General features: G+C 66.4%; 16 protein-coding genes and 2 pseudogenes. 7 read left to right on the forward strand and 11 right to left on the reverse strand.

What is annotated here, in order from left to right; translation table 11 throughout:
* Nucleotides 1-305 precede the first annotated feature (305 nt).
* The gene (locus BLV94_RS03190; RefSeq protein WP_244163459.1) at nt 306-1529 is read left to right on the forward strand and encodes a site-specific integrase; all 1224 of its coding nucleotides are present in this window, start codon (nt 306-308) and stop codon (nt 1527-1529) included.
* A gap of 53 nt (nt 1530-1582) precedes the next feature.
* Here the strand turns inward: BLV94_RS03190 and BLV94_RS03195 are convergent.
* A pseudogene (locus tag BLV94_RS03195) lies at nt 1583-1852 on the reverse strand (phospholipase D-like domain-containing protein); the annotation flags it as partial.
* Between the two features lie 292 nt (nt 1853-2144).
* Nucleotides 2145-2396 (reverse strand): hypothetical protein, encoded by a 252-nt coding sequence (locus BLV94_RS48370; protein ID WP_143051318.1) that lies wholly within the window; start codon nt 2394-2396, stop codon nt 2145-2147.
* Between the two features lie 282 nt (nt 2397-2678).
* Here BLV94_RS48370 and BLV94_RS48375 point away from each other — a divergent pair, with 282 nt between their 5' ends.
* A complete protein-coding gene (locus tag BLV94_RS48375) occupies nt 2679-3347 on the forward strand; it encodes a hypothetical protein (RefSeq protein ID WP_143051319.1) in 669 nt (222 codons plus the stop codon).
* 324 nt (nt 3348-3671) lie between these two features.
* Here BLV94_RS48375 and BLV94_RS03205 read toward each other — a convergent pair whose 3' ends face one another.
* From BLV94_RS03205 to BLV94_RS03230, 6 genes are read right to left on the reverse strand one after another with little or no spacing between them, the layout of a single operon-like run.
* Nucleotides 3672-5147 (reverse strand): sodium:solute symporter family protein, encoded by a 1476-nt coding sequence (locus BLV94_RS03205; RefSeq protein ID WP_083395452.1) that lies wholly within the window; start codon nt 5145-5147, stop codon nt 3672-3674.
* A gap of 24 nt (nt 5148-5171) precedes the next feature.
* On the reverse strand, nt 5172-6044 hold the full coding sequence (locus BLV94_RS03210; RefSeq protein ID WP_072949135.1) for a polysaccharide deacetylase family protein: 873 nt from the start codon (nt 6042-6044) through the stop codon (nt 5172-5174).
* Between the two features lie 38 nt (nt 6045-6082).
* Nucleotides 6083-7051 (reverse strand): agmatinase, encoded by a 969-nt coding sequence (gene speB, locus BLV94_RS03215; protein ID WP_072949153.1) that lies wholly within the window; start codon nt 7049-7051, stop codon nt 6083-6085.
* Entirely contained in the window at nt 7048-7818 is a 771-nt protein-coding gene (locus tag BLV94_RS03220; protein ID WP_072949133.1) for an SDR family NAD(P)-dependent oxidoreductase, read from the reverse strand. The genes speB and BLV94_RS03220 overlap by 4 nt, the downstream gene beginning before the upstream one ends.
* Complete coding sequence (locus BLV94_RS03225) at nt 7818-8510, reverse strand: SDR family NAD(P)-dependent oxidoreductase (RefSeq protein ID WP_072949132.1); 693 nt, start codon at nt 8508-8510, stop codon at nt 7818-7820. The genes BLV94_RS03220 and BLV94_RS03225 overlap by 1 nt, the downstream gene beginning before the upstream one ends.
* Nucleotides 8507-9985 (reverse strand): APC family permease, encoded by a 1479-nt coding sequence (locus BLV94_RS03230; RefSeq protein WP_072949130.1) that lies wholly within the window; start codon nt 9983-9985, stop codon nt 8507-8509. The genes BLV94_RS03225 and BLV94_RS03230 overlap by 4 nt, the downstream gene beginning before the upstream one ends.
* 124 nt (nt 9986-10109) lie before the next feature.
* On the opposite strand from BLV94_RS03230, the gene BLV94_RS03235 reads away from it, so the two are divergent.
* On the forward strand, nt 10110-11618 hold the full coding sequence (locus tag BLV94_RS03235; protein ID WP_244163488.1) for a PucR family transcriptional regulator: 1509 nt from the start codon (nt 10110-10112) through the stop codon (nt 11616-11618).
* A gap of 82 nt (nt 11619-11700) precedes the next feature.
* Complete coding sequence (locus BLV94_RS03240) at nt 11701-13266, forward strand: PucR family transcriptional regulator (RefSeq protein ID WP_083395434.1); 1566 nt, start codon at nt 11701-11703, stop codon at nt 13264-13266.
* A 38-nt stretch (nt 13267-13304) separates the two neighbouring features.
* On the opposite strand, the gene kal is transcribed toward BLV94_RS03240, so the two are convergent.
* Both kal and BLV94_RS03250 read right to left on the reverse strand, forming a co-directional pair.
* The gene (kal, locus tag BLV94_RS03245) at nt 13305-13706 is read right to left on the reverse strand and encodes a 3-aminobutyryl-CoA ammonia lyase (protein ID WP_072949127.1); all 402 of its coding nucleotides are present in this window, start codon (nt 13704-13706) and stop codon (nt 13305-13307) included.
* 31 nt (nt 13707-13737) lie between these two features.
* Entirely contained in the window at nt 13738-15783 is a 2046-nt protein-coding gene (locus BLV94_RS03250) for an acetate--CoA ligase family protein (RefSeq protein WP_083395435.1), read from the reverse strand.
* Nucleotides 15784-15924: 141 nt separating this feature from the next.
* Between BLV94_RS03250 and BLV94_RS03255 the strand changes: the two genes are divergently transcribed.
* Complete coding sequence (locus BLV94_RS03255) at nt 15925-16923, forward strand: oxidoreductase (RefSeq protein WP_072949124.1); 999 nt, start codon at nt 15925-15927, stop codon at nt 16921-16923.
* A gap of 464 nt (nt 16924-17387) precedes the next feature.
* Nucleotides 17388-18101 (forward strand): annotated as a pseudogene (locus tag BLV94_RS03260) (HNH endonuclease family protein).
* A gap of 40 nt (nt 18102-18141) precedes the next feature.
* On the opposite strand, the gene BLV94_RS03265 reads toward BLV94_RS03260, so the two are convergent.
* Nucleotides 18142-18771: a hypothetical protein gene (locus tag BLV94_RS03265; RefSeq protein WP_083395436.1), complete on the reverse strand. Its 630-nt coding sequence runs from the start codon at nt 18769-18771 to the stop codon at nt 18142-18144.
* 292 nt (nt 18772-19063) lie between these two features.
* On the opposite strand from BLV94_RS03265, the gene BLV94_RS03270 reads away from it, so the two are divergent.
* Nucleotides 19064-19831: a hypothetical protein gene (locus BLV94_RS03270; RefSeq protein ID WP_244163460.1), complete on the forward strand. Its 768-nt coding sequence runs from the start codon at nt 19064-19066 to the stop codon at nt 19829-19831.
* Nucleotides 19832-19852 lie beyond the last annotated feature (21 nt).

A 19852-nucleotide genomic window follows, 5' to 3' on the forward strand; every position in this document is an offset into this window, starting at 1 on the left:
ACGCGGTCGCCGCTGCGGCGAAGTCGCCGTGTCCCCGTTGCGGGATCGAGCGGGTCTTGAGTCCGGACACCGGGCGATGCCGGTCGTGTTCGCGCACCTGCCACGACTGCGGTGCCGTCGTGCGCGGCAAGGGCGAGACCCGGTGCCTGCGGTGCCGACGCCGTCACGACCTCGCCACCGCCCGCCGACGCTGTCCGCGTTGCGGCCGCGACGGCTACTTACGCGAACACACCGGTTGGTGCGGACCGTGCTCGCACCCGGGGTCGGCGCCGAAGCCGGCCGCCGCATGCACCGAATGCGGGCGCGTGATCCGCGGCGGCGGGGCGAGGCTGTGCAACCGCTGCTGGCAACGCCGCCCCCAGCGGCCCTATACCCGCGCCGAGCACCTCCTCGCCGAACTCGATGATCCGCCGAATTGGCTGTGGGACTTCACCATCCACGTTGCAGATCGGTACTGTCCGGGGCAGGCGACAGCCTTGGTGAGTCAGCTCGGGGCGCTGCTGCGCACCGAGCCACGGGCAATGCCGCAGACCTTACTCGACCGGGCCCGCATCCCCGGCCGCTCGATCGGGTCGCTCGCGAAGATGCTCGAGGACTTCTTCACCGCCCGAGGCCTTGCCCTGCCCACCGACCAGTCGCAGCGGCTCGCGGCCGGTCGCCGGGCGCGGCGCGTGCAGGCCGTGCCCGAACCGTTGCGGCCCGCCGTCGCCGCGTTCGAACGTGCAATGCTCGACGAACGAGACCGCGCCCGCCGTGCCGGGACCCGGCCCCGCGCCGACACCACCATCGACAAGCGATTGGCCCAGATCCGGGACCTGTCATGTCATCTCGTCGGACGCGGGATCGAGGACTGGGCGCAGGTCGACAAGGCCGTGATCGAGGACTACCTCGCCGAGGTCTCGCCGGCCGGCGGCCCCCTGGGCGGACTTCGCCACTTCTTCCGCTTCGCTCGCCGCAGCAAGCTCATCCTGATCGATCCCACCGCCGAGCTGCGCGTGCGCACGCCCCGCGGATTCCATGGACGGACCCTGCCGCGCTCGCGACAGCGCGAACTGTTCACGCGCTGGTGCACATCCACCGAGGTGGCGCCGAACGAGGCCCTCGTCGGCCTGATGGCGTTGATCCACGGTGCCTCACCGCACGAACTGCGTCACCTGCAGCTCGCCGACATCGATCCCCAGCACCACACGGTTCGGCTCGGCCGCCGCCCACATCCGATCCCGCTGGACCCGGCGACCTGGGCCGCACTGACCCGATGCCTCGAGCACCGCAGATCCGGCACCCATAATCCCCACGTCATCGTCACCAGCCGAACCCGATCCGGGCGGACACCGGCGTCCCGGCCCTACCTCAGCCGCCTCCTCGACCCCGCCGACACCACGATCTCCACGCTGCGCGCCTCCCGACTGCTGGCCTTGGCCATCAGCCACGATCCCAATCTGATTGCCACCACCTACGGCATGAGCGCCGAGGGCGTCCTGGCCTACTTCGCCGACCGCGTCGATCCCACCCTGCTCGCGGACCTGTGAGATTTCAGGCGTCACCGTGCACACGTTCGCACGAACCTGTGCGCTTTGCGGTTGGCGTTGTCGATGAACACCTGATCGACTTCAGTGATCTCGTCGATGCCGTCGATGCGGTCGATGAATTTCCGCACTGAGGCAACGACCTCAGGGTCATCGGTGATGATCACGGCATCGTCAGCGAATGTGGAGTTCTCGGACGCATTCGCCGAACCGACCACCGCACGCCGGTTCGTGGCGATTACCTTCGCATGCAGCGTTGGGGACGACAGAACGCGAACACCTTTGCCGAGGTAATAGGCCAGGGCAGCAGGGGAAGTGGCCGGTCCGGGCACTGCAACGACTCGAGCGGGTCCAGGTCGACCAGGAGGTGCTGGGTTGGGTGTTCTCGAAACTGTCCGGCCGCAGTCGATGACAAGACACCCGCAGGGGATCGCAGCACACAGCGGCGAGTGGGCAGCGTCGATCACCGTGCTGGCCGACCCGACAGACGACGCCACGGTGACGCGCACCTTGCTCGAGGCGCACTGTCCGGCTGCGGGTGTCGTCACCGTGCATCCCACCCCGGCCACCAGGAGCGAGACCTCGTTGGCCGCTGACCTGTTCGCCGGACTGGGACGGTCACCGTCGCGGCTGGCCGCGTACCGACTTGGCAGCCCGGCGCCAGCGTGGCGGGCTGCCACGGCGTGGGTAACCGCAGAAGGGATCGCGCACCTGGTGGTGCTGCGCGCTCACCACCTCACCGCAGGGCAACGGCAGCGGCTCCTCGCACTTCACCGTGCCACCGGCGTGCACCTGGTGCTGGTCGGGCACACGCGACCAGTTGACATACGTGAGATTCTCGGGTGCCCGGTGCGCATCACCAGCGACCATGCCGTCCTCGTCGCTGCGTTCGCATCATCCCGGGCAGCGGTCACCACCCCACCGGACCCGGCGTCCTTGCCGTTGCCGACTCTGTCCAATGCCGTCGGCGATTTCCGGGCCGCGGCACGTCGGGCTCTCTCGCCGCAGGACTTTGCGCGTGTCGATGACGTTTACACCTCGGGCATTCGAGCCGGTTGCCGCTGGGCAGCCGAGTGTCCGCTCGAGGAGCGTGCCCACACGGACCAGGACGCGCGCACCCCTCGCGCGGGTCTCCTGTCGTCACAGTCGGCGTTGCCGGTCATCGACCAGGTCGCGCTGCTGCGCTTCCTCGGAGCGCTGGCCGCCGACAGTCCCAGCCGTGGTCACACGATGGCGCGGTTGCGCGGCGCGCAGACAGGTCTGCGAATGCACGGCGTCCGCCTTCACCTGCCCCCGAACTTGGCCTTCGGTGTCGGACCTGGATTGACCACGGTGCCGATTACCGAGCAGATCGCCGATCGTATCCGCTCGATGATTCCCAGCCCGACACATGCCGCCGCGCTCGCTGCTCTGCTGTGCGCTGGCAGCCCCGGACCGCATTTGGCGTCCATTCCGGTCAGTGCCCTGACCATCGATGCCGACGCGATTGTGCTGAGCGGTGTCGTCGGTCGCCGCCACTTTCGGCATCCAACTGTGCACCCGATCCCTATCTCGGTGCGCCCACTGTTCAAGGCGGCACGGGCCATTGCGCAATTGCGCGGAACCGACGCCAACCAGCATCTGCTCTCTGGGGGCATCGGCACCACCGGCCGACACCTGCGCAACTCGGCGCACCAGTGTGAAGTCACCATTCCACCGCTACATCCCTGGTCGGACTGCTGGATCAGCCGGGTCGAGGCTCGTCCGATGATGCGCGAAAGTGCGATCCGAGGGATCGTCGGAGTGTCCGAGGCAAGTGCAGTGAATCCGCCGCGAAGATGAGGCGGACCGTCGCGTGACCTGGGCACAGGACCATCAATCCGCTCCGTTGGCCAGGCATCGTGGTGGGCGAGAAGGCCGGAGGCAGTGTGGGTTTGTTCTTGGCTCACGTGTCACTTCTCCGAGTTTTCGGTTCTCGAAGTCGTGTCAGTGCGCAATTCTCGCGAACGTGTCTGAATCTTCAGCTCGTTGGTTGGCTGCCCGCCCCCGAAGAAGCTGCTATTCGTGTTGGGGTCCCGCTCCGGGCTGGGTACAAGACCGGGGCCGGTGCCGTTCGAACCCCAACTCGATTAGCTCCAACGTGTGCGGGTTGCATCTGCGTCCGAGCTAGACGGTCGCGGGCTCGTCCGGCTCGCTTGGCGCCTTCGGACGTCCCGTCGTCCGACTGGTCCATTCCCGCAGTACATCCTCGGATGTAGATGCGGTGGTGAGGCTGACGATGATGAACGTCATCAGGGAGGTGCCGAGGCCGTAGTAGACGGGTTCGGTCGCCAGAATGTCGCCGATGATGAGCATTGCGGCGACCGTTGCTACGGCGCCGACAAGCATGGACGCGAGTGCGGCGGTGCCGGTTGCTCGTTTCCAGACCAGTCCGCCGAGGATGGGAACCAGCAATCCGCCGACCAGGATGTCGTACGCGATGGTGATGGCGGCGACGACGTCCCTGATCATTGCGGCGAGGACGATGGCGATGATCCCAGTGGCGAGGACGTACAGGCGGTTTCCTCGCACGTCCGCTTCCGGGTCGATGTCGGTGGTCTGTATCGGTTGTGTCATGAACTGTGAGCGTAGGAGTGGGGCGATGTCCTGGCGGCAGACTGTCGCGGTGGCGATGAGTGCACCGGATGCTGTCGACATCATCGCGGCGACGGCGGCGGCGAGGACTAGTCCGCTGATGCCGACGGGCAGGATGGTCTTCGCGATATCGGCATACACATCGTCGGAGGCTTCAATTCCGGGGAGCAGGGCTGCGCCGGCGGTTCCGATGAGCGCTCCGGCGACACCGTAGAGGAGGCAGTAGATACCCGCTGCGGTGCCGCCCCATTGCGCGACTTGCGGTGAGCGGGCGGTGAAGACGCGCTGCCAGATGTCCTGGCCGATGAGGATCCCGAAGGTGTAGACGACGAAGAAGGTGATGATGGTGGCCCCGCCGATGGCCCCGAGGTCGAAGGCTTGGGCGCCGAGTCGGTCGACGATGCCGTCGTATCCTCCGGCTTTGTTCCAGGTGATCGGCAGCATGAGGGCGAAGATGCCCAGGGTTTTGACGACGAATTGCACCATGTCGGTGAGGGTGATGGCCCACATCCCGCCGAGGGAGGAGTAGCAGACGACGATGGCTCCGCCGAGGATGACCGACGAGATTTGTCCGAAGCCGAACAGGACCGAGAAGATCGTCGAATAGGCGATGGTGGAACTGACGGTGAGCATCAGGGTGTATGCGGCCATCACGATTCCGGACGCGCCGGCGCCGTCGATTCCGTAGCGCAGTTTCAGCATTCCGGCGACCGTGTAGACGCGCAGTCTCTGGATGCGGGGAGCGAACACCAGACTCAGTAGCAATACGCCCACCGAGATGGATACGACGAGCCACATTCCCGAGATTCCGTATTTGTAACCGAGTCCCACGCCGCCGACCGTCGATGCGCCGCCGATGACAACGGCGCCCATGGTGCTGGTGTACAGGACTGGTCCGAGCCGTCGACCGGCGACGAGATAGTCGGATGAGTTGCGGGAGCGTCGTTTGCCCCACCAGCCGAACATCAGCATGGCACCCAAGTAGATGACGATTATTGCTATGTCCACGAGATTTCCGTTCATGTATCGGTGTTAGAAATCGTTTGGGTCAGGCCGCTCGATCGAGCGTGGCGAGAGTCCGAGTCCTCTGATGTGTGAGGCGATGGCGTGCATGGACGTAAGCCATACGTCGTCCTGAGAACTGACGTGCTGAATCAGCTCCTCGAGTACAGTCGCTCGGGACGGCCGGCCGGACAGGAAGGGGTGGTTGGTGAGCACGAAGCATCCTCCGACGGAACGGATCCCCTCGAACTCGAGCCCCCAGATCTCGGCGGCCTTGCGCGGGCTTTCGATCAGGCCCGACCCGGAGAAGTCCGGGATGTAACAGTACTGTTCCCAGTCGTCGAGAGCCCACTGAATCGGGATCTCGACGAGGCTGCGGCTGTCGGCCACTGCAAGCTCGTAGGGATGTTCGGCGTCCATGAGGCTGCTGTCGTAGAGAAAGCCGCGATCGGCCAGCAGCCCGGGGGAGTGCCAGTTCAACTCCCACATGGGTGCCCGGTAGCCGACCGGGCGTTGCCCGGTGACGGTCTCGAGGGCATCGAGGCCGCGATCGAGGATCGTGGCCTCCTCCTTCGCGGTGAGGCCGGCCATCGATTCGTGCAGGTAACCGTGGTGGGCGATCTCATGACCGGCATCGGCGATCGCTCGAACGACATCCGGATACCGGTGGGCGGTGTACCCCGGGACGAAGAAGGTCGAGGTGACCTCGTGCCGGGCGAGCAGATCGAGGATGCGAGGTACACCCACCAGGGGCCCGTAGGCCTGGTGGGACATCGCGGTCATCCGGCCCGCATGCTGAATGGACACACCGAGCAGAGCTGATTCGGCATCCACGTCGAAGGTGAAACAGGCCGCGCCCTTCTTACCGTGGGGCCACTGCACTGGAGCAGCCGGTTCGGTCATGGTTTAACGGTCCTTCGCTCCCGGTGACACATGGGTGCTCACGACTTCTTCGCCAGCAGGGAGGTGAACTCGTATGCAAGATTGGCCGCGGCAACCCCGGTGATCTCGGCGTGGTCGTAGGCGGGGGAGACCTCGACGATGTCGGCGCCGACCAGGTTGAGTCCGTCGAAGCCGCGGACGATGTCGAGCAGTTCACGGCTGGTCATACCGCCGGCCTCGGGGGTTCCGGTGGCGGGGGCGTGGGCGGGGTCGAGGACGTCGATGTCGATGGAAACGTACAGCGGTGTCTCACCGATGGTCTGGCGGAGTTGGTCGATGATGTCGTCGATCGGGCGGCGGATGAATTCCCGGCAGTGCACGATCTGGAAGCCGAGTTCGGCATCGGATGCGAGATCGTTCGGTGAGTACAGTGACCCGCGGATGCCGACGTGGGCGCTGTGGCCGTAGACGAACAGACCATCCTCGGCGGCGCGGCGGAACGGGGTCCCATGGGTCAGGGGTGTCTCGAAGTAGGTGTCCCAGGTATCGAGGTGTGCGTCGAAGTGGACGAGCGCGACCGGGCCGTGCACCCGGTTGACGGCCTTGAGCAGGGGGTAGGCGATGGTGTGGTCACCGCCGAGGGTGACGAGCGTGGCGCCGTCCTTGATGAGTTCGTAGGCGCTGGTTTCGATCTGGGCGACGGCGGTGTCGATGTCGAAGGGGTTGAACGCGATGTCGCCGGCGTCGACGACCTGCTGGTGTGCGAACGGCTCGACATCGAGGGCGGGGTTGTAGGGGCGCAGCAGGCGGGAGGACTGGCGGATGTGCGCGGGGCCGAACCGGGCACCCGGGCGGTAGGTCACGCCGGTGTCGAAGGGGACACCGACGATCGCGACGTCGTAGCGGGGGACGTCCTCGATGCGGGGGAGCCGGGCGAAGGTCGAATGGCCCGCGTACCGGGGGACGCTGAGTCCGTCGACCTGCCCGACCGGCGCGGTGGCTTGGGTGTGGGCGGAGTTGTTGGTCATGCTCGGCATCGGGTTGTTCCTCCATTGATCTGAATTGTCTGGCCGACGTAGGCGCCGTTCTCTTTGTGCGCGAGCAGGGCAACGGCGGCGGTGATTTCGTCGGGTCGGCCGATGCGGCCGACGGGGATGTCGTGGGCGTATTGGGCGTGCATGTCGGTGAGGCTGATCTGTGCGTCGGCGGCGTCGACTTCGAGTTGGGGGGTGTCGATGACACCGGGTGCGACGGCGTTGACGATGATGTTTTCGGGGGCGAGTTCACGTCCCAGGGATTTCGTGAGGGCGATCAGCCCGGACTTCGACGCGGCGTACGCGGTGGCGCGCGGCCATCCGGTGACCCCCCATTCGGAGGTGACGATGACGATGTTGCCGCGGCCGCGCCGGCGCATGCCGGGCAGGACGGCCTGAATGGTGTGGAAGGTGCCGGTGAGGTTCGTTTCGACGATCTTCCACCAGTCCTCTTCCGGGTGTTCGCCGAGTGCGCCCATGCACATGTAGGCGGCGTTGCAGACCAGGATGTCGACGGACCCTTCGCTGCGTTCGATCGCGGCGACCGCGGACCGGATGGTGGCGGGGTCGGACATGTCGGCGGGCACGGGGAACCCGTCGATCTGTTCGACGACGGCTTTCATACTCGCGTTCTCGCTGCGGCCGTTGACACCGACCCGTGCTCCGTCGGCGGCGAGGCGTTGCGCGATGGCGCGGCCGATGCCTTGGGTGCCGCCGGTGACGAGGGCTATCCTCCCCTGCTGGTGCTGCTGAGTTGTCATCAGATCACGGCTCCGCTGTTGGGGGACAACACTTCTCCGGTACAGAAGTCGGCTTCCTCGAGGAGGAACTGGACGGTGCGGGCCACTTCGTCGGGTCGGCACAACCGCCGAGCCGGCAGGGTGGCGAGGTATTCCGGTGCCCGCCACGGCGAATCAGGCGCCAGCATCGGGGTGTCGGTGGGGCCGGGGGCGATCGAGTTGACCCGCACCCCGTGCGGTGCGACTTCGGCGGCCAGGCTGCGCACGAATCCGATGACCGCGCCCTTGGCTGCGGCGTAGTGGGCTTCGCCGTCGCCGCCGCCGATGGCGAGTTCAGAGGAGATCGCGATGATCGATCCCCGGCCGCGGCCCCGCATCTGGGGCAACACGGCGTGGGCGGTGTTGCGCAGCCCGCCCAGGTGTACCCGAAGCATCCTGTTCCAGGCGTCGCCGGTGATCTGCGAGACCGGGGCGGTGGAGTAGTGGCCGGCGGCGGTGACCAGGGTATCGATCAGGCCGACGTCGCGTTGTACCGATCTGATCGCCTGCGTGACGGAATCGGAATCGGAGACGTCGGCGACGACGTGGTAGCTGGTGTGCGGGGTCGGGACGAGGTCCAGGCCGGCGACCGTCCAGCCGTGGTCGGCCAGTGTGGTGGCGACGGCGGCGCCGATGCCGGACGCGGCGCCGGTGATCACTGCGATGCGGGTCATCGCGGTTCCTTTCCGGTAGTGCTCGTGATCCGGTCGCCGACCGGTTCGATGATGCGGTCTTTGACCTTCAGGTAGACCACGGCGCCGATCAGGCCGAGCCCGACCGCGGTGATAAGCATGCTCCAGTTGATGTACCAGGGCTGACCGGGTTGGATGCGCGGCCATACGACGTTGACCGTCTGGAAGATGATCCACACCGCGGCGAAATACGTCACCGGTGCGCTCGCGCGGCCGAGAGTGAACCGTCCCGGGGACCACTTGCTGGTCAGGTGGGCGATCGCGGCCCCGATGACCGGGATGCCGAACGCGATGTAGAAGCCGATGACGGTGAAGTTGACGAGGATGTTGTAGAAGCTCGATCCGGCCAGCAGGACCAGGAGGGCGGCGACGAGGGCGGTCAGACCGATCGCGTTGATCGGCATCCGTTCCGGCCCGGCGAGTTTGCCGAGCAGCGCGGATCCGGGAAGTCCGCGGTCGCGGGCCGCTCCCCAGATGCACCGGGAGACGGCGGCCTGGACCGCGAGGAAGCTGGAGACGAATCCGATGACGAACATGATCAGCAGCGGCTTGGCCACGCCCGATCCGAGGTGCGCGAGAAGGGTCGATGCCACCGGATCGCTCGACTGTTCGGCGAGCACCTGATTCAGATTCGGAATTGCCAGAATCAGCGCTGCGCTCGAGAACATCACGATCAAGCCCACACTGAGCAGGCCGAGGATAATCGCCTTGGGCACATTGCGTTCGGGGTCGTCGACTTCTTCGGCGATCGAGCCGGCGGATTCGAACCCGACGAAGGCGAAGCCGGCGTAGGCGATGGCCAGCAGCATCGGTCCCGACGCCCACGCGCCGGTGTTCGGCAGTCCCTCGAACAGGGTGGAGAAGGGGTTCTCCCGGTAGAACAGGAGCAGGACGATCCCCAGCCCGACCGATCCGACGACCTCGCAGATGATGCTGGCGATGATCATGACCTTGAGAATCTGCCGGCCGATCATGTTGGTGGCGGTGCCGATCGCGATGATCGCCACCGCCAGCGTGGTCGTCATCCACCGGCTGGGATGTTCGACCCCGAACACCTCGATGATGAATCCCGCCGCGGCGTAGGCGAGGGTGGACAGGGCGATGGTCAGACCCCACATGTAGGCCCACGCCGCGGTCCACCCCCACGTGGTGCTGCGGACATGGCGCGCCCACTGGTAGACGCTGCCGGCGTAGGGCCACCGTGACGAGAGTTCACCGAAGACGGCTGCGACGGCGAGCTGACCGACCAACACGATCGGGAACGCCCAAAAGAATTGCGGCCCTGCGGCGAACAGGCCGAGGGTGAAGATCGCGTACAACGCCACGATGGGGGAGACATCGGCGAAGGCGAGCGACAACGCGGAGCGGAAGTTGAATCCGCGGTTGAGTTGTTCGGTCTCGGGTGGGTGGGAGGAGCGGGCGTGATGCACGTCGATCTCCGGGTTGTCCAATTCCATGGTGGTGCTCCTCACAAAATCCTGGTGAGGCTCAACTATGGTCCCTGAACATCCAGGGGTGAATACTCAAAAAGTACAGATCTGGCTATCTCGTTTAGATGATGATCCAAATTCGGTGGGAGAAATGCTCATGGCCCTCAGCGTCGGCGATCTACTGGACACGCCCCATCTACGTCTCGCGCTTCAGGCCGGTCGTGAGGGCTCCGGCAACCGGGTGACCTGGGCACAGACCTCGGATCTGGACCGGCCGTGGGAGTGGATGACCGGCGGCGAATTGCTCATGAAGAACGGCCGTACCCTGCCACCCACCCCGGCCGGCCAGATCGCCCTCCTCGAAGGCCTGGTCGAACACGGAATCAGCGGTCTGGTACTCGGGATCGACCCCGAGACACCACCCTTGGACCCGGCGGCCGCCGCTACGGCGAACTCGCTGGCCCTGCCCGTCATCTTCGCCCCCTATTCGGTGGGATTCGCCGCGATCGGGAGGGCCGTCGCCGACGCCACGACCGCGGACGAGGGCCGTCGAATGGCGGTGACCGAGCGGGTCTACACGATGATCCGCAGATCGGTCACCCAGCCGACGCGGGACGGGGCGCTCACGCAACTCGCCCGCGACCTCGCGTGCAAGCTCGCCGTCCTCGACGCAGAGACCGGGCGCCCGGTTCTCGATGACGCCGATGCGATACCGGACGGGCTCCGAGACGCGCTGCTGACGGAAGTCCGCCGACGCGACGGCGCCCTCCCGGGGGTTGTTCACCTCGACGTCGCAGGCACGAGAGCGCAGGTGGTGGAAGTTCCCGATGAGGAGCCCACCGTTCTGCTGACCTACGCTCACCGCGCGGCCGCCCCCGACATCGTGCTCCTCCAGCACATCGCCACAGCGGCGGCGGTCCTGCTCGCCCAACGAGGCATTCGTCGCGAACACGAGCGGCGCATCGGTGGAGAACTGCTGGCACATCTGATCGACAACCGGCTCGACGAGGACGACGCTCTCCGGCAGCTCTCCGAGCGCAAACTCGTCGCAGACGACTGTGTCCTCATCGCCGCCCGCGGCGGGAGCGAGACCGGGGAGCAGCACGTCCATCTCAGCCTTGACCGGCACAGGATTCCCCACCTCCTGCTCAAACGGTCCAGCCTGCTCTACGCACTCCTTCCCTCCTCCGAAGACGCGATCAGCGTGCTGCACCGTCGCCTGGGCCCGGATACGGTAGTCGGCGTCAGCGACCCGCTCGGCTCCCCGGCCCGAGCCGCGGCAGCGGTTCGTGAAGCGAACTGGGCGGTGCGCGACGCGGCGAACGTTGCCAGTCGGCTCAGCAGGTATGCGGACGTCACCTTGCTGTCGGTCCTGCGAGATGCCGAAGAAGCGCAGCTGGTGGTGGACCGTGTGCTGGGTCAATTGTTGCGCTACGATGCCGAACACGGCAGTGATCTGACGAGAACTCTCGACATCTTCCTCACCCACGACCGTTCCTGGCAGCAGGCCGCCGCCGCGACGGGAGTCCACCGCCAAACCGTGGTCTACCGAATGCGCCGGGTGGAGGAGATCACCGGCCGCAACCTCTCCGCGACCGCGCACATCACCGAGCTGTGGCTGGCACTGCGGGCACGTGACCTGCTGAGTACACCCGGCTGACACACACACCGGCCGACCCGGTTCGCCGCCGACACCTATCTGGAGCCCGACCGTGCTACCCACCATCGAACAAATCATCACAATGCCGGTCGTACAGTCAGGACGCCCCGAGATAGCCGCCGGCAAAAGGCACGTGCGCCGCACGGTGCGGTGGGTCCACGTGAGCGAGCTCGCGGACATCGCGCAGATGCTTCAAGGTGGGGAACTGATCTTGACCACCGGTATCGCACTCGCGGACACCGAAGGAGAACTGCGTGAGTACGTCACCGCTCTGGCAACCGCCGGGGCGAGTGGTCTGATCATCGAGCTCGGTCGACGTTTCACCACACCGCCGACCAGCCTGATCCGCGCCTGCACGCGCCAGCAGCTCCCACTGATCGTGCTCCACCGGCCGGTCGAGTTCGTCCGCCTCACCGAGGCGGTCCACACCCAGATCCTGCACGAGCAGATGACGGCACTGCAATTGTCCGAACGCGCCCACGCCTCCTTCACCGCACTATCGGTGGAAGGCGCGAGCGTGACCGACATCGTCCGGGAAGCCGCGCACATGGTCGGGGCACCAGTCGTCTTCGAGGACCTGATGCGCCGCGTGCAGGCCTACGAACCGGCGGGCCAGCCCGTCGATATATTGCTGCAACGGTGGGAGGTGCGCTCCCGCGCGGCACAATCACGCGCGAGAACGGCGGTCTGCGGACCCGAGGAGTGGGCGGTCACCTCCGTCGAAGCCAACGGCGATGTGTTCGGCAGATTGATCATGCTGCCCGCGCACCGGGCCACGCCCGAGGAGACGATGATCCTCGAACGCGCCGCGACCGCCTTGACCCTCAACCGTGTCCTCGAACGCGACCGCACCGCTATCGAAATTCACGCCCAGCGATCGATTCTGACCGACCTCATCGAGGGCCGGTACCGAAGTGAAAGCGAAATACACTCACGTGCAGCGTCTGTGGGGATATCTCTCGGCAGCCGACAGTTGGTCGCGGTCGTGGTCGACGGCCTCGCGCACCCCGGGGACGGCGCGACCGGTGACCGCCTGCAGGCAGTGGCACGAGCACTCGAGGCGACAGGCATCGTCGGCCTGCTGAACATGCTGTCCAACGGCACCGTCGGAATCCTGATCCCCCTCGACACGGCCGGACAAGCACCGGCGACGGTCACCAGGCTGGCCACCCAGCTGCGGCGACTGTCGCCGCAGAAGCCACCGGTGATCGGCATGGCCGAGCCGATCACCGGACTCGATGCCGTCCGCGGCGCCTTCTCCGAGGCCCTCCACATCACCGCAGCCGCCCGCGCGCACCCCGAGGACAAGTTGTACTTCCAGCTCCCCGACATCAGACTGCGGGGATTGATCTACACCTTCGCCGACGACCCCCGGCTCCAGGCGTTCGTCGAACGCACCCTGTCCCCGCTGCTCGAGTTCGATGCACGGCATCGCACCGACCTCACCACGGTGCTGCGGGTCTACCTCGAATATCGCGCCAACAAGACCGAGGCCGCGCGGGCGGCGCGCCTGTCACGTCAGTCGTTCTACGAACGCCTGGCCACCATCGAGAGGATCCTCGAGGCAGACCTCGGATCCGGTGAGGTGTGCACCTCGCTGCACGCCGCCCTGATGGGCTGGGAGTCGCGAGAGCACCCCGACAGGTAAGTGGGACAGGACACGCCGACGCCGCCCGGCTGTGCCGATTACCGGGCCCGCGAATGTTCCTTCGGGATCACCGTGGTCCCCGTTGCTCGGACCACGACGACCGGCTCGTCGAGTACGTCGGCGGCGCTCGGAGCCAGGTCGTACCGCGATGCGATGATCTTCCGGGCCTCGAACTCCACAGTGCGGCTGGTGTTTCCGATCTTCACCACACGCCCGGTGGCTTCGATGAAGTCACCGGCGTAGACCGGGGCGAGGAACTCGACCGAGGAGTATCCGACGAACAACCCTTCGTCACCGTCGGTGATCACTGCGATCTCGGTGATGATGTCTCCGAACAACTTCAGCATCAGCGCACCCGGGGCGAGGTTACCGCCGTAATGCGCCTCCTCCTGTCCGATGCGCACCCGCAGTGTCGAGGTGATGTCCTTGTTCTTGCTCATGGTGATTTTCTTCCTTTCTCGGTGAATGCGCTCACGCGCGTTCGATGACGGCGTCGACCGCGGTGGCATGATCGCGGCCGACGATGAGGGGGTTGATGTCGATGCTGAGGATGTTCGGGTGCGTGAGGGCGAGGTCGCTGACCGCGCGGAGCGCAGCCAGGACACCGGGCCGATGCAGCGCGCCCCCGCGTGCGGCGCTCATCATGGTGCCGACGGTCGATTCGTCGAGGAGACGGGCCGCAGCCTTCTCGTCAACGGGGCCGACGTGCACGGCGGCGTCGTTATGGAACTCCGTCCACACCCCGCCGATGCCTACGATGATCGTGGGCCCGAAGACACGGTCACGCTTGTATCCGATGATCACCTCAAGCTCACCCCGAATCTGTTCGACAACAAGGAAATCGAGGTTCAAGTCGGGATTTTTGGCGATCATCTCGGCTGCGGACTGCTCGACATCGATCGGGTTGATCGCCACCAAACCGCGTTCCGTCTTGTGGGTGATGTTCGGGGCGATTCCCTTCAGGACGATCGGCGTCGACAAAGTGCGGGCCGCGGCGGCGGCCTCAGCGGGGTTGTCGACGCGAAGCCGGCGCGGAGTGGTCACACCCATCGACGCGAGGATGTCGAGAGCCTGGTCTTCGGTGACCGTCCCGCACGGGGGCAGGTCGGGGACGACGACAGAGCGCTGCCGGGTGCTTTCCGCGACATCCTGGACCTCGGTTGCCAGTTTCGCCAACGCGGACAGTCCCGGGCGTGCCCCGCGCAGCACTGGAATCGCCGCCTTGCGGCAGTACTCGACCAGCACCGGATCGATCTCGTCGCTGACCGGGCTCAGCAGCACCGGAAACTTTCCCTGTCCGGAGTCGGTGTCGTGCAGGTACTGGGCCAGAGCGCGTCCGAGCTCACGTTCGTGCGGGCCGGACGCGCGGTGTTGGTCCATCGCGACCAGCAAGATGTCACCGGGTTCCTGGGCGGCGTGGTGGATCGCGGTGGGGTAGATGTTCGTGTAGTCGTCCGCGCCCCAGGGGTCGAGTGGGTTGCGGACCCCGAGAAATGGCCACCGTTCCCGCAGCGCTTTCACCGCGGCCGAGCTCATCAGCGGCAGCTGCAGTCCTACGGTATCGGCGATGTCGGCGATGAGATTGCCCTCGCCCCCGGAGTTCGTCACCACGTGGGTGCGTCGTCCCCGGGGACGACCGCGGCCGGCCCCGAGAAGCTCACCAAAGGCCATGAGTTCGTCGAGGTCGTCGGCAATCAACGCGCCAGCCTGGCGGAACGCCGCGGTCGTGAGCCGAGCCCCGGCCGCCAGCTTCCCCGAGTGCGCGGTCACGCCGTCGGTGGCGGTGTCCGAATGCCCGACGATGCAGACGGCGAGGGTCTTGCCGGCCTCACTCAGCCGGCGGGCCGCGGCAAGGGTTCGTGTGGCGTCGGTGAGTGTTTCGATGAACGCGAGGACCGACGAGGTATGGACGTCTTCGGTGAAGAAGTCGAGGTAATCGGCCAACCCGGTCACTGCCTCGCTGCCCGACGACACCGCGGTCGACAACGGCACCCGGCCGCCGACATTGACGAACGCTTCGATGATCGCACCACTTTGTGCCACCACCGCGACAGTGCCACGGCGAACGTCCGAGGTGACCGTTCCGACGTAGGGCGCCGCCCGGGTGACGAGGTCGAGCACGCCCATACAGTTCGGCCCCACCACCTCGAAGTCGTACTCGCGCCGCAGCGCGGCCAAACCGTCGGAGACGGCGAGGGCATCGGCGCCGGAGTCGGTGTAGCCGGCTCCGGGGATGACGAATCCACGGACGCCGGCTTCGAGACCTTCCCGGACGATCGGAAGGATCCGGTCGGTGCGAACCTGCACGACCGCGAGGTCCGGGGTCTTGTCTATCGCGCTCAGCGACGGCACGCCGCGAAGTCCGGCGACCTCACTGTGGTTCTGCGCCACCGGAATGAGGGCCCCGGTGTACCCCAGTTCGAGGCAGTTCCGCAATGCGACGCTGCCGATGAACGAGCGAGGGGAGGCGCCCACAACCGCGATCGATTGGGGCCGCAAAAGTCTGTCGAGAAGCATGGGATCACTGTGCGGCTGACAGGTGAGCTGCACCACTGACAAGGTGTTCCCAAATGAGCGCAGCCCCGGACGATCTGTCGATTCCCGAACCCGTCGGCCGCTGTGAGACTGCCAGTAATCCCCAGAACTGCAGGAGATCTCATGGCACTTACCGACTCATTCCGTGCATTCGTCGTTCATCACGCCGACGGTCACACCACCCGAGAGGTGCGCGATCTGCGCCTCGACGACCTCGGGGCTGGCGACGTGGTCATCCGGGTGACCTGGTCGAGCGTGAACTACAAGGACGGCCTCGCCAGTTCGGCGAACGGCAAGGTCGCGCGCCTCACCACACTGATTCCCGGGATCGATCTTGCCGGCACAGTGGTGAATCCAGGATCGTCGGGCCTCGACGTCGGTACCGAGGTCATCGTCCACGGATACGACGTCGGCGTGGCGCACAGCGGCGGCTTCAGCCAGTTCGCGCGAGTACCGGCGGACTGGGTCGTGCCCCTTCCCGACACCCTCACCGCACGTCAGGCGATGAGCGTGGGAACCGCCGGCTTCACTGCAGCGCTCAGCGTCCGCGCACTCGAAGTGCAGGGTCTGCAACCCGGCAACGGACCGGTCCTCGTCACCGGTGCCACCGGCGGCGTCGGCAGCGTCGCGGTGAACATCCTCGCCGGCAAAGGCTACGAGGTCGCGGCCTCGACGGGCAAGGAGGACGCAGCTGCGTGGCTGACCAAACTCGGCGCCACCGAGGTACTCACCCGCGCCGAGACGTCGTCAGTCGACAAACCTCTGCAACGCGAACGATGGGCCGGAGCGATCGACTGCGTCGGTGGCAACACCTTGGCCTACATACTGAGCAGCCTCAAATACGACGCGAGCGTGGCAGCGTCAGGAAACACCGGCGGTGTAAAGCTGCCCACCACGGTCTTTCCCTTCATCTTGCGCGGCGTGAGCCTGATCGGAATCGACTCCGTGCAGTGCCCGATCGGACTGCGCCGGACCGTGTGGCAGCAACTCGGCACGGACCTGCGCCCCGGCAACCTCGACGCCCTCGGCACCTCGGAGGTCACCCTGGACGAGCTGTCGGGAGCACTCGACCACATCCTCGACGGGGAAACTCAGGGGCGCACACTGGTCTACCTCGACTGACAACCCTATGTATCGCGTGACGCGACCGGGAGGGCGTGCCAACGCACGCCCTCCTCCGGGGCCTGCCGCGCAGCGGAACGTGCTGGCCCGTCCGGGCGGCCCGGTAGAGGTAGTTCGCTGATCGATCCGGAAACTGGGCGTCAAATAGAACATGACCTTCGGCGTTCGCGCAGCTCAGCGTCGTCTACTGACATCCGGCGACGAGACCTACTGACCTCGAGTGACGAAATCGCAGGTTGCACTACTGACACTCCGATGACGAATCGCACACGTACAAGGGGCGCGCGACGCGGCTGGCTGCTGACACAACACGCCACCTGATCCCGGTGCCCGCTGAGGTCGAGGTTTCCTCGACGGTCGTCATCCGACACCGCAATTCGGTCCGTCCCGCGGCGCCGGTTGTCGGAGGCGCACGCCATACTGTGTGAACCATCAGTCACACAGGTAACAGGAGAAACAGTCGCATGCGCCAACGCCCCCGGATCGCCCTGCTCGCGTTGGGTGCGGTCACCGTGCTCGGCCTGGCCGGGTGCTCGGCCATCGCCGACGCGGACCCGGGAACCGGGTCGCTCGGCGGCGCCCCGGCCGCCCCGGCACCGATATTCGATGCGGCGCCGGCGTTGGCGAAGCTCGAGACGCTTCCGGTCAAGGGCCGCGCCCCGAAGACCGGCTACACGCGGGAGCAGTTCGGCCCGTCGTGGTCCGACGACAACGGCGTCGAGGGCGGCCACAACGGCTGCGACACCCGCAACGACATCCTCCGACGCGACCTGGTCGACCTGACCTACAAGACCAGCACGAAGGACTGTGTGGTGGCGACCGGCACCCTGCACGACACCTACACCAATACGACCATCGCGTTCGTCCGCGGCCAGGACACCTCCACCGCGGTGCAAATCGATCACATCGTCGCCCTGTCCGACGCGTGGCAGAAGGGCGCCCAACAACTCAGCCCGGAGCAGCGCCGCGACCTGGCCAACGACCCCCGCAACCTGCAGGCCGTCGACGGCCCCACCAACTCGTAGAAGTCCGATTCCGACGCCGCATCCTGGTTGCCGCCGGACAAGGCCTACCGGTGCACCTACGTCTCCCGGCAGATCGATGTCAAAGCCCTCTACCGGCTGTGGGTGACCCAGGCGGAGAAGGACGCGATGAGCCAGGTCCTGCACTCCTGCTGAGCACTACGCGCTGTCTGGATCCGGGAACTGTAAGCGGTCGTCACCACAGCGTCAGTGGGGATCCGGCGGCCTCGGCGTCCCGGATCCGGGATTCGATGGTCTGGGGATCTTCGTGGTTGGCCAGGCCGGTGCGGACGGCTGCCGCGATGGCGCGGGTGCGGCCGGCCGCGCCGCGGACATCCGACAGGGGGCTGGCGAGGTTGCGGCGCCGCAGGTCGTACTCGTTGCGGTTGGAGCGGTTGATGCCCAGGCGCAGGTGGTGCGGGTTGGTGCAGCCGGCGAAGTCGCACTGGTGGCACAGCACCGCGTCGTCGGCGCCGGACCAGCCGAGGCGGGGGATGATCCCGTATTCGAGTTGGTAGGCGAACAGGTGCGCGGGCACGGTGCCCCGCCGGGAGCGCCCGGGCAGGCTGGCGGCCCGGAACGATCCGTGGCCCGTGAAACTGACACCCGCTATCCAAATCGAGCATAGATTCTCTTGTCGCCGATAGCGTTTCGCCTCGAACCGGGCCACCACAACCGGGTCGTCGAGCCAGGTCCGCCACAGCCGTTCAGGTATCCGGATCGGCTGCGGTGCACCGATCAGGACCAGCTGTTCGAGCGCCGGGGGAGGAGTCGGGGAGGGCATCCCCGGCAGCGGCAGGGGATTGCCGGTGACGGTGGTCGTCATCGCTCGCCTTCCCTCCGCCGTTCGTGCTGTTACCGGGGAGGATAGGGGCGGGGTCCGACATGCTTGCTCTGTCGTTTGATCGTCAGATCGTGGGCCGAGTGCGCGAGTTGTACACGGACCGATCCCCACCGAGAGCAGGGATGAAAGGGGTCAGGTCTTCCGATCGAGTCTGTTGAATTCATCGAGCACCTCGTCGACGGCGGTGGTCGGAATCCGTAGATCCGTCCCCTCCGCGTCCCGGAGGTAGACGCGGACAGAGGCGAGCATGCGGAGTTCACGCTCGAGATCTGCCGTGGTTCTATCGCGGCAGCTGCTCAACATGACGCGGGCGGACCGGCTGTCCCGGGTCGGGGAGCGGGTGGCGCAGGTGGTGCCACGGATCCCGGTCACCGGGTGGCCGGGCGGGTTGTTCGGCCGCCGCGACGCACTCCTCCTCACGTTGGCCGCCACTGGTCTGGGGTTCGAGGAGATCGCACGGCTGCGGCGCACCGACGTCACCACCGAGCGTGACGCGCTGGTCGTCAAGGCGGGTGAGGGTTGGGTGCGGGTTGCCACCGAATCCGGTGTCGAACCTGTTGTTGTGTATCGGAATTGGGTTGAGGTGCTTGGGTTCTTGGACCGGTATCCGAGCGCCAAGCTCCTCGCCGGTCGCCTCGACAAAGGTGCGAGCCTCTCGGTGTTCGCGGACAGTGCGCGCCGCGACGAACAACCACTTTTCACACCCATCGACCGGTGGGGCCACACGCCCTACGATCCGACTCCGTTGACCGGGCACTCCATCGCCGCCCTGGTCCGGGCGCATCTGGCCGGGTCAGCACCGGTACACAAGCGGCCTCCGGCCTGGCAGCCCCCGACAAAGTCAGGCGAGGACGCACCGGTCCCGGTCGTGGTCGATGATGTCGAGCTGGATCAGGGCTACTACGAACGCGGCATCGCCGCCCGCCGAGGAGCTCACACCCACCTCGAAGAGGTCACCGACATCCTCGACGGCATCGAAGACGAAGCCGACAAACTCCTCGCTGATCTGCTGGCGCTCCTGGACCAGTCGAGTATCGACTAAACGCTGGTCAAGGGGTCAGGT

The organism is Rhodococcus koreensis, assembly GCF_900105905.1.
GTDB lineage: Bacteria > Actinomycetota > Actinomycetes > Mycobacteriales > Mycobacteriaceae > Rhodococcus_F > Rhodococcus_F koreensis.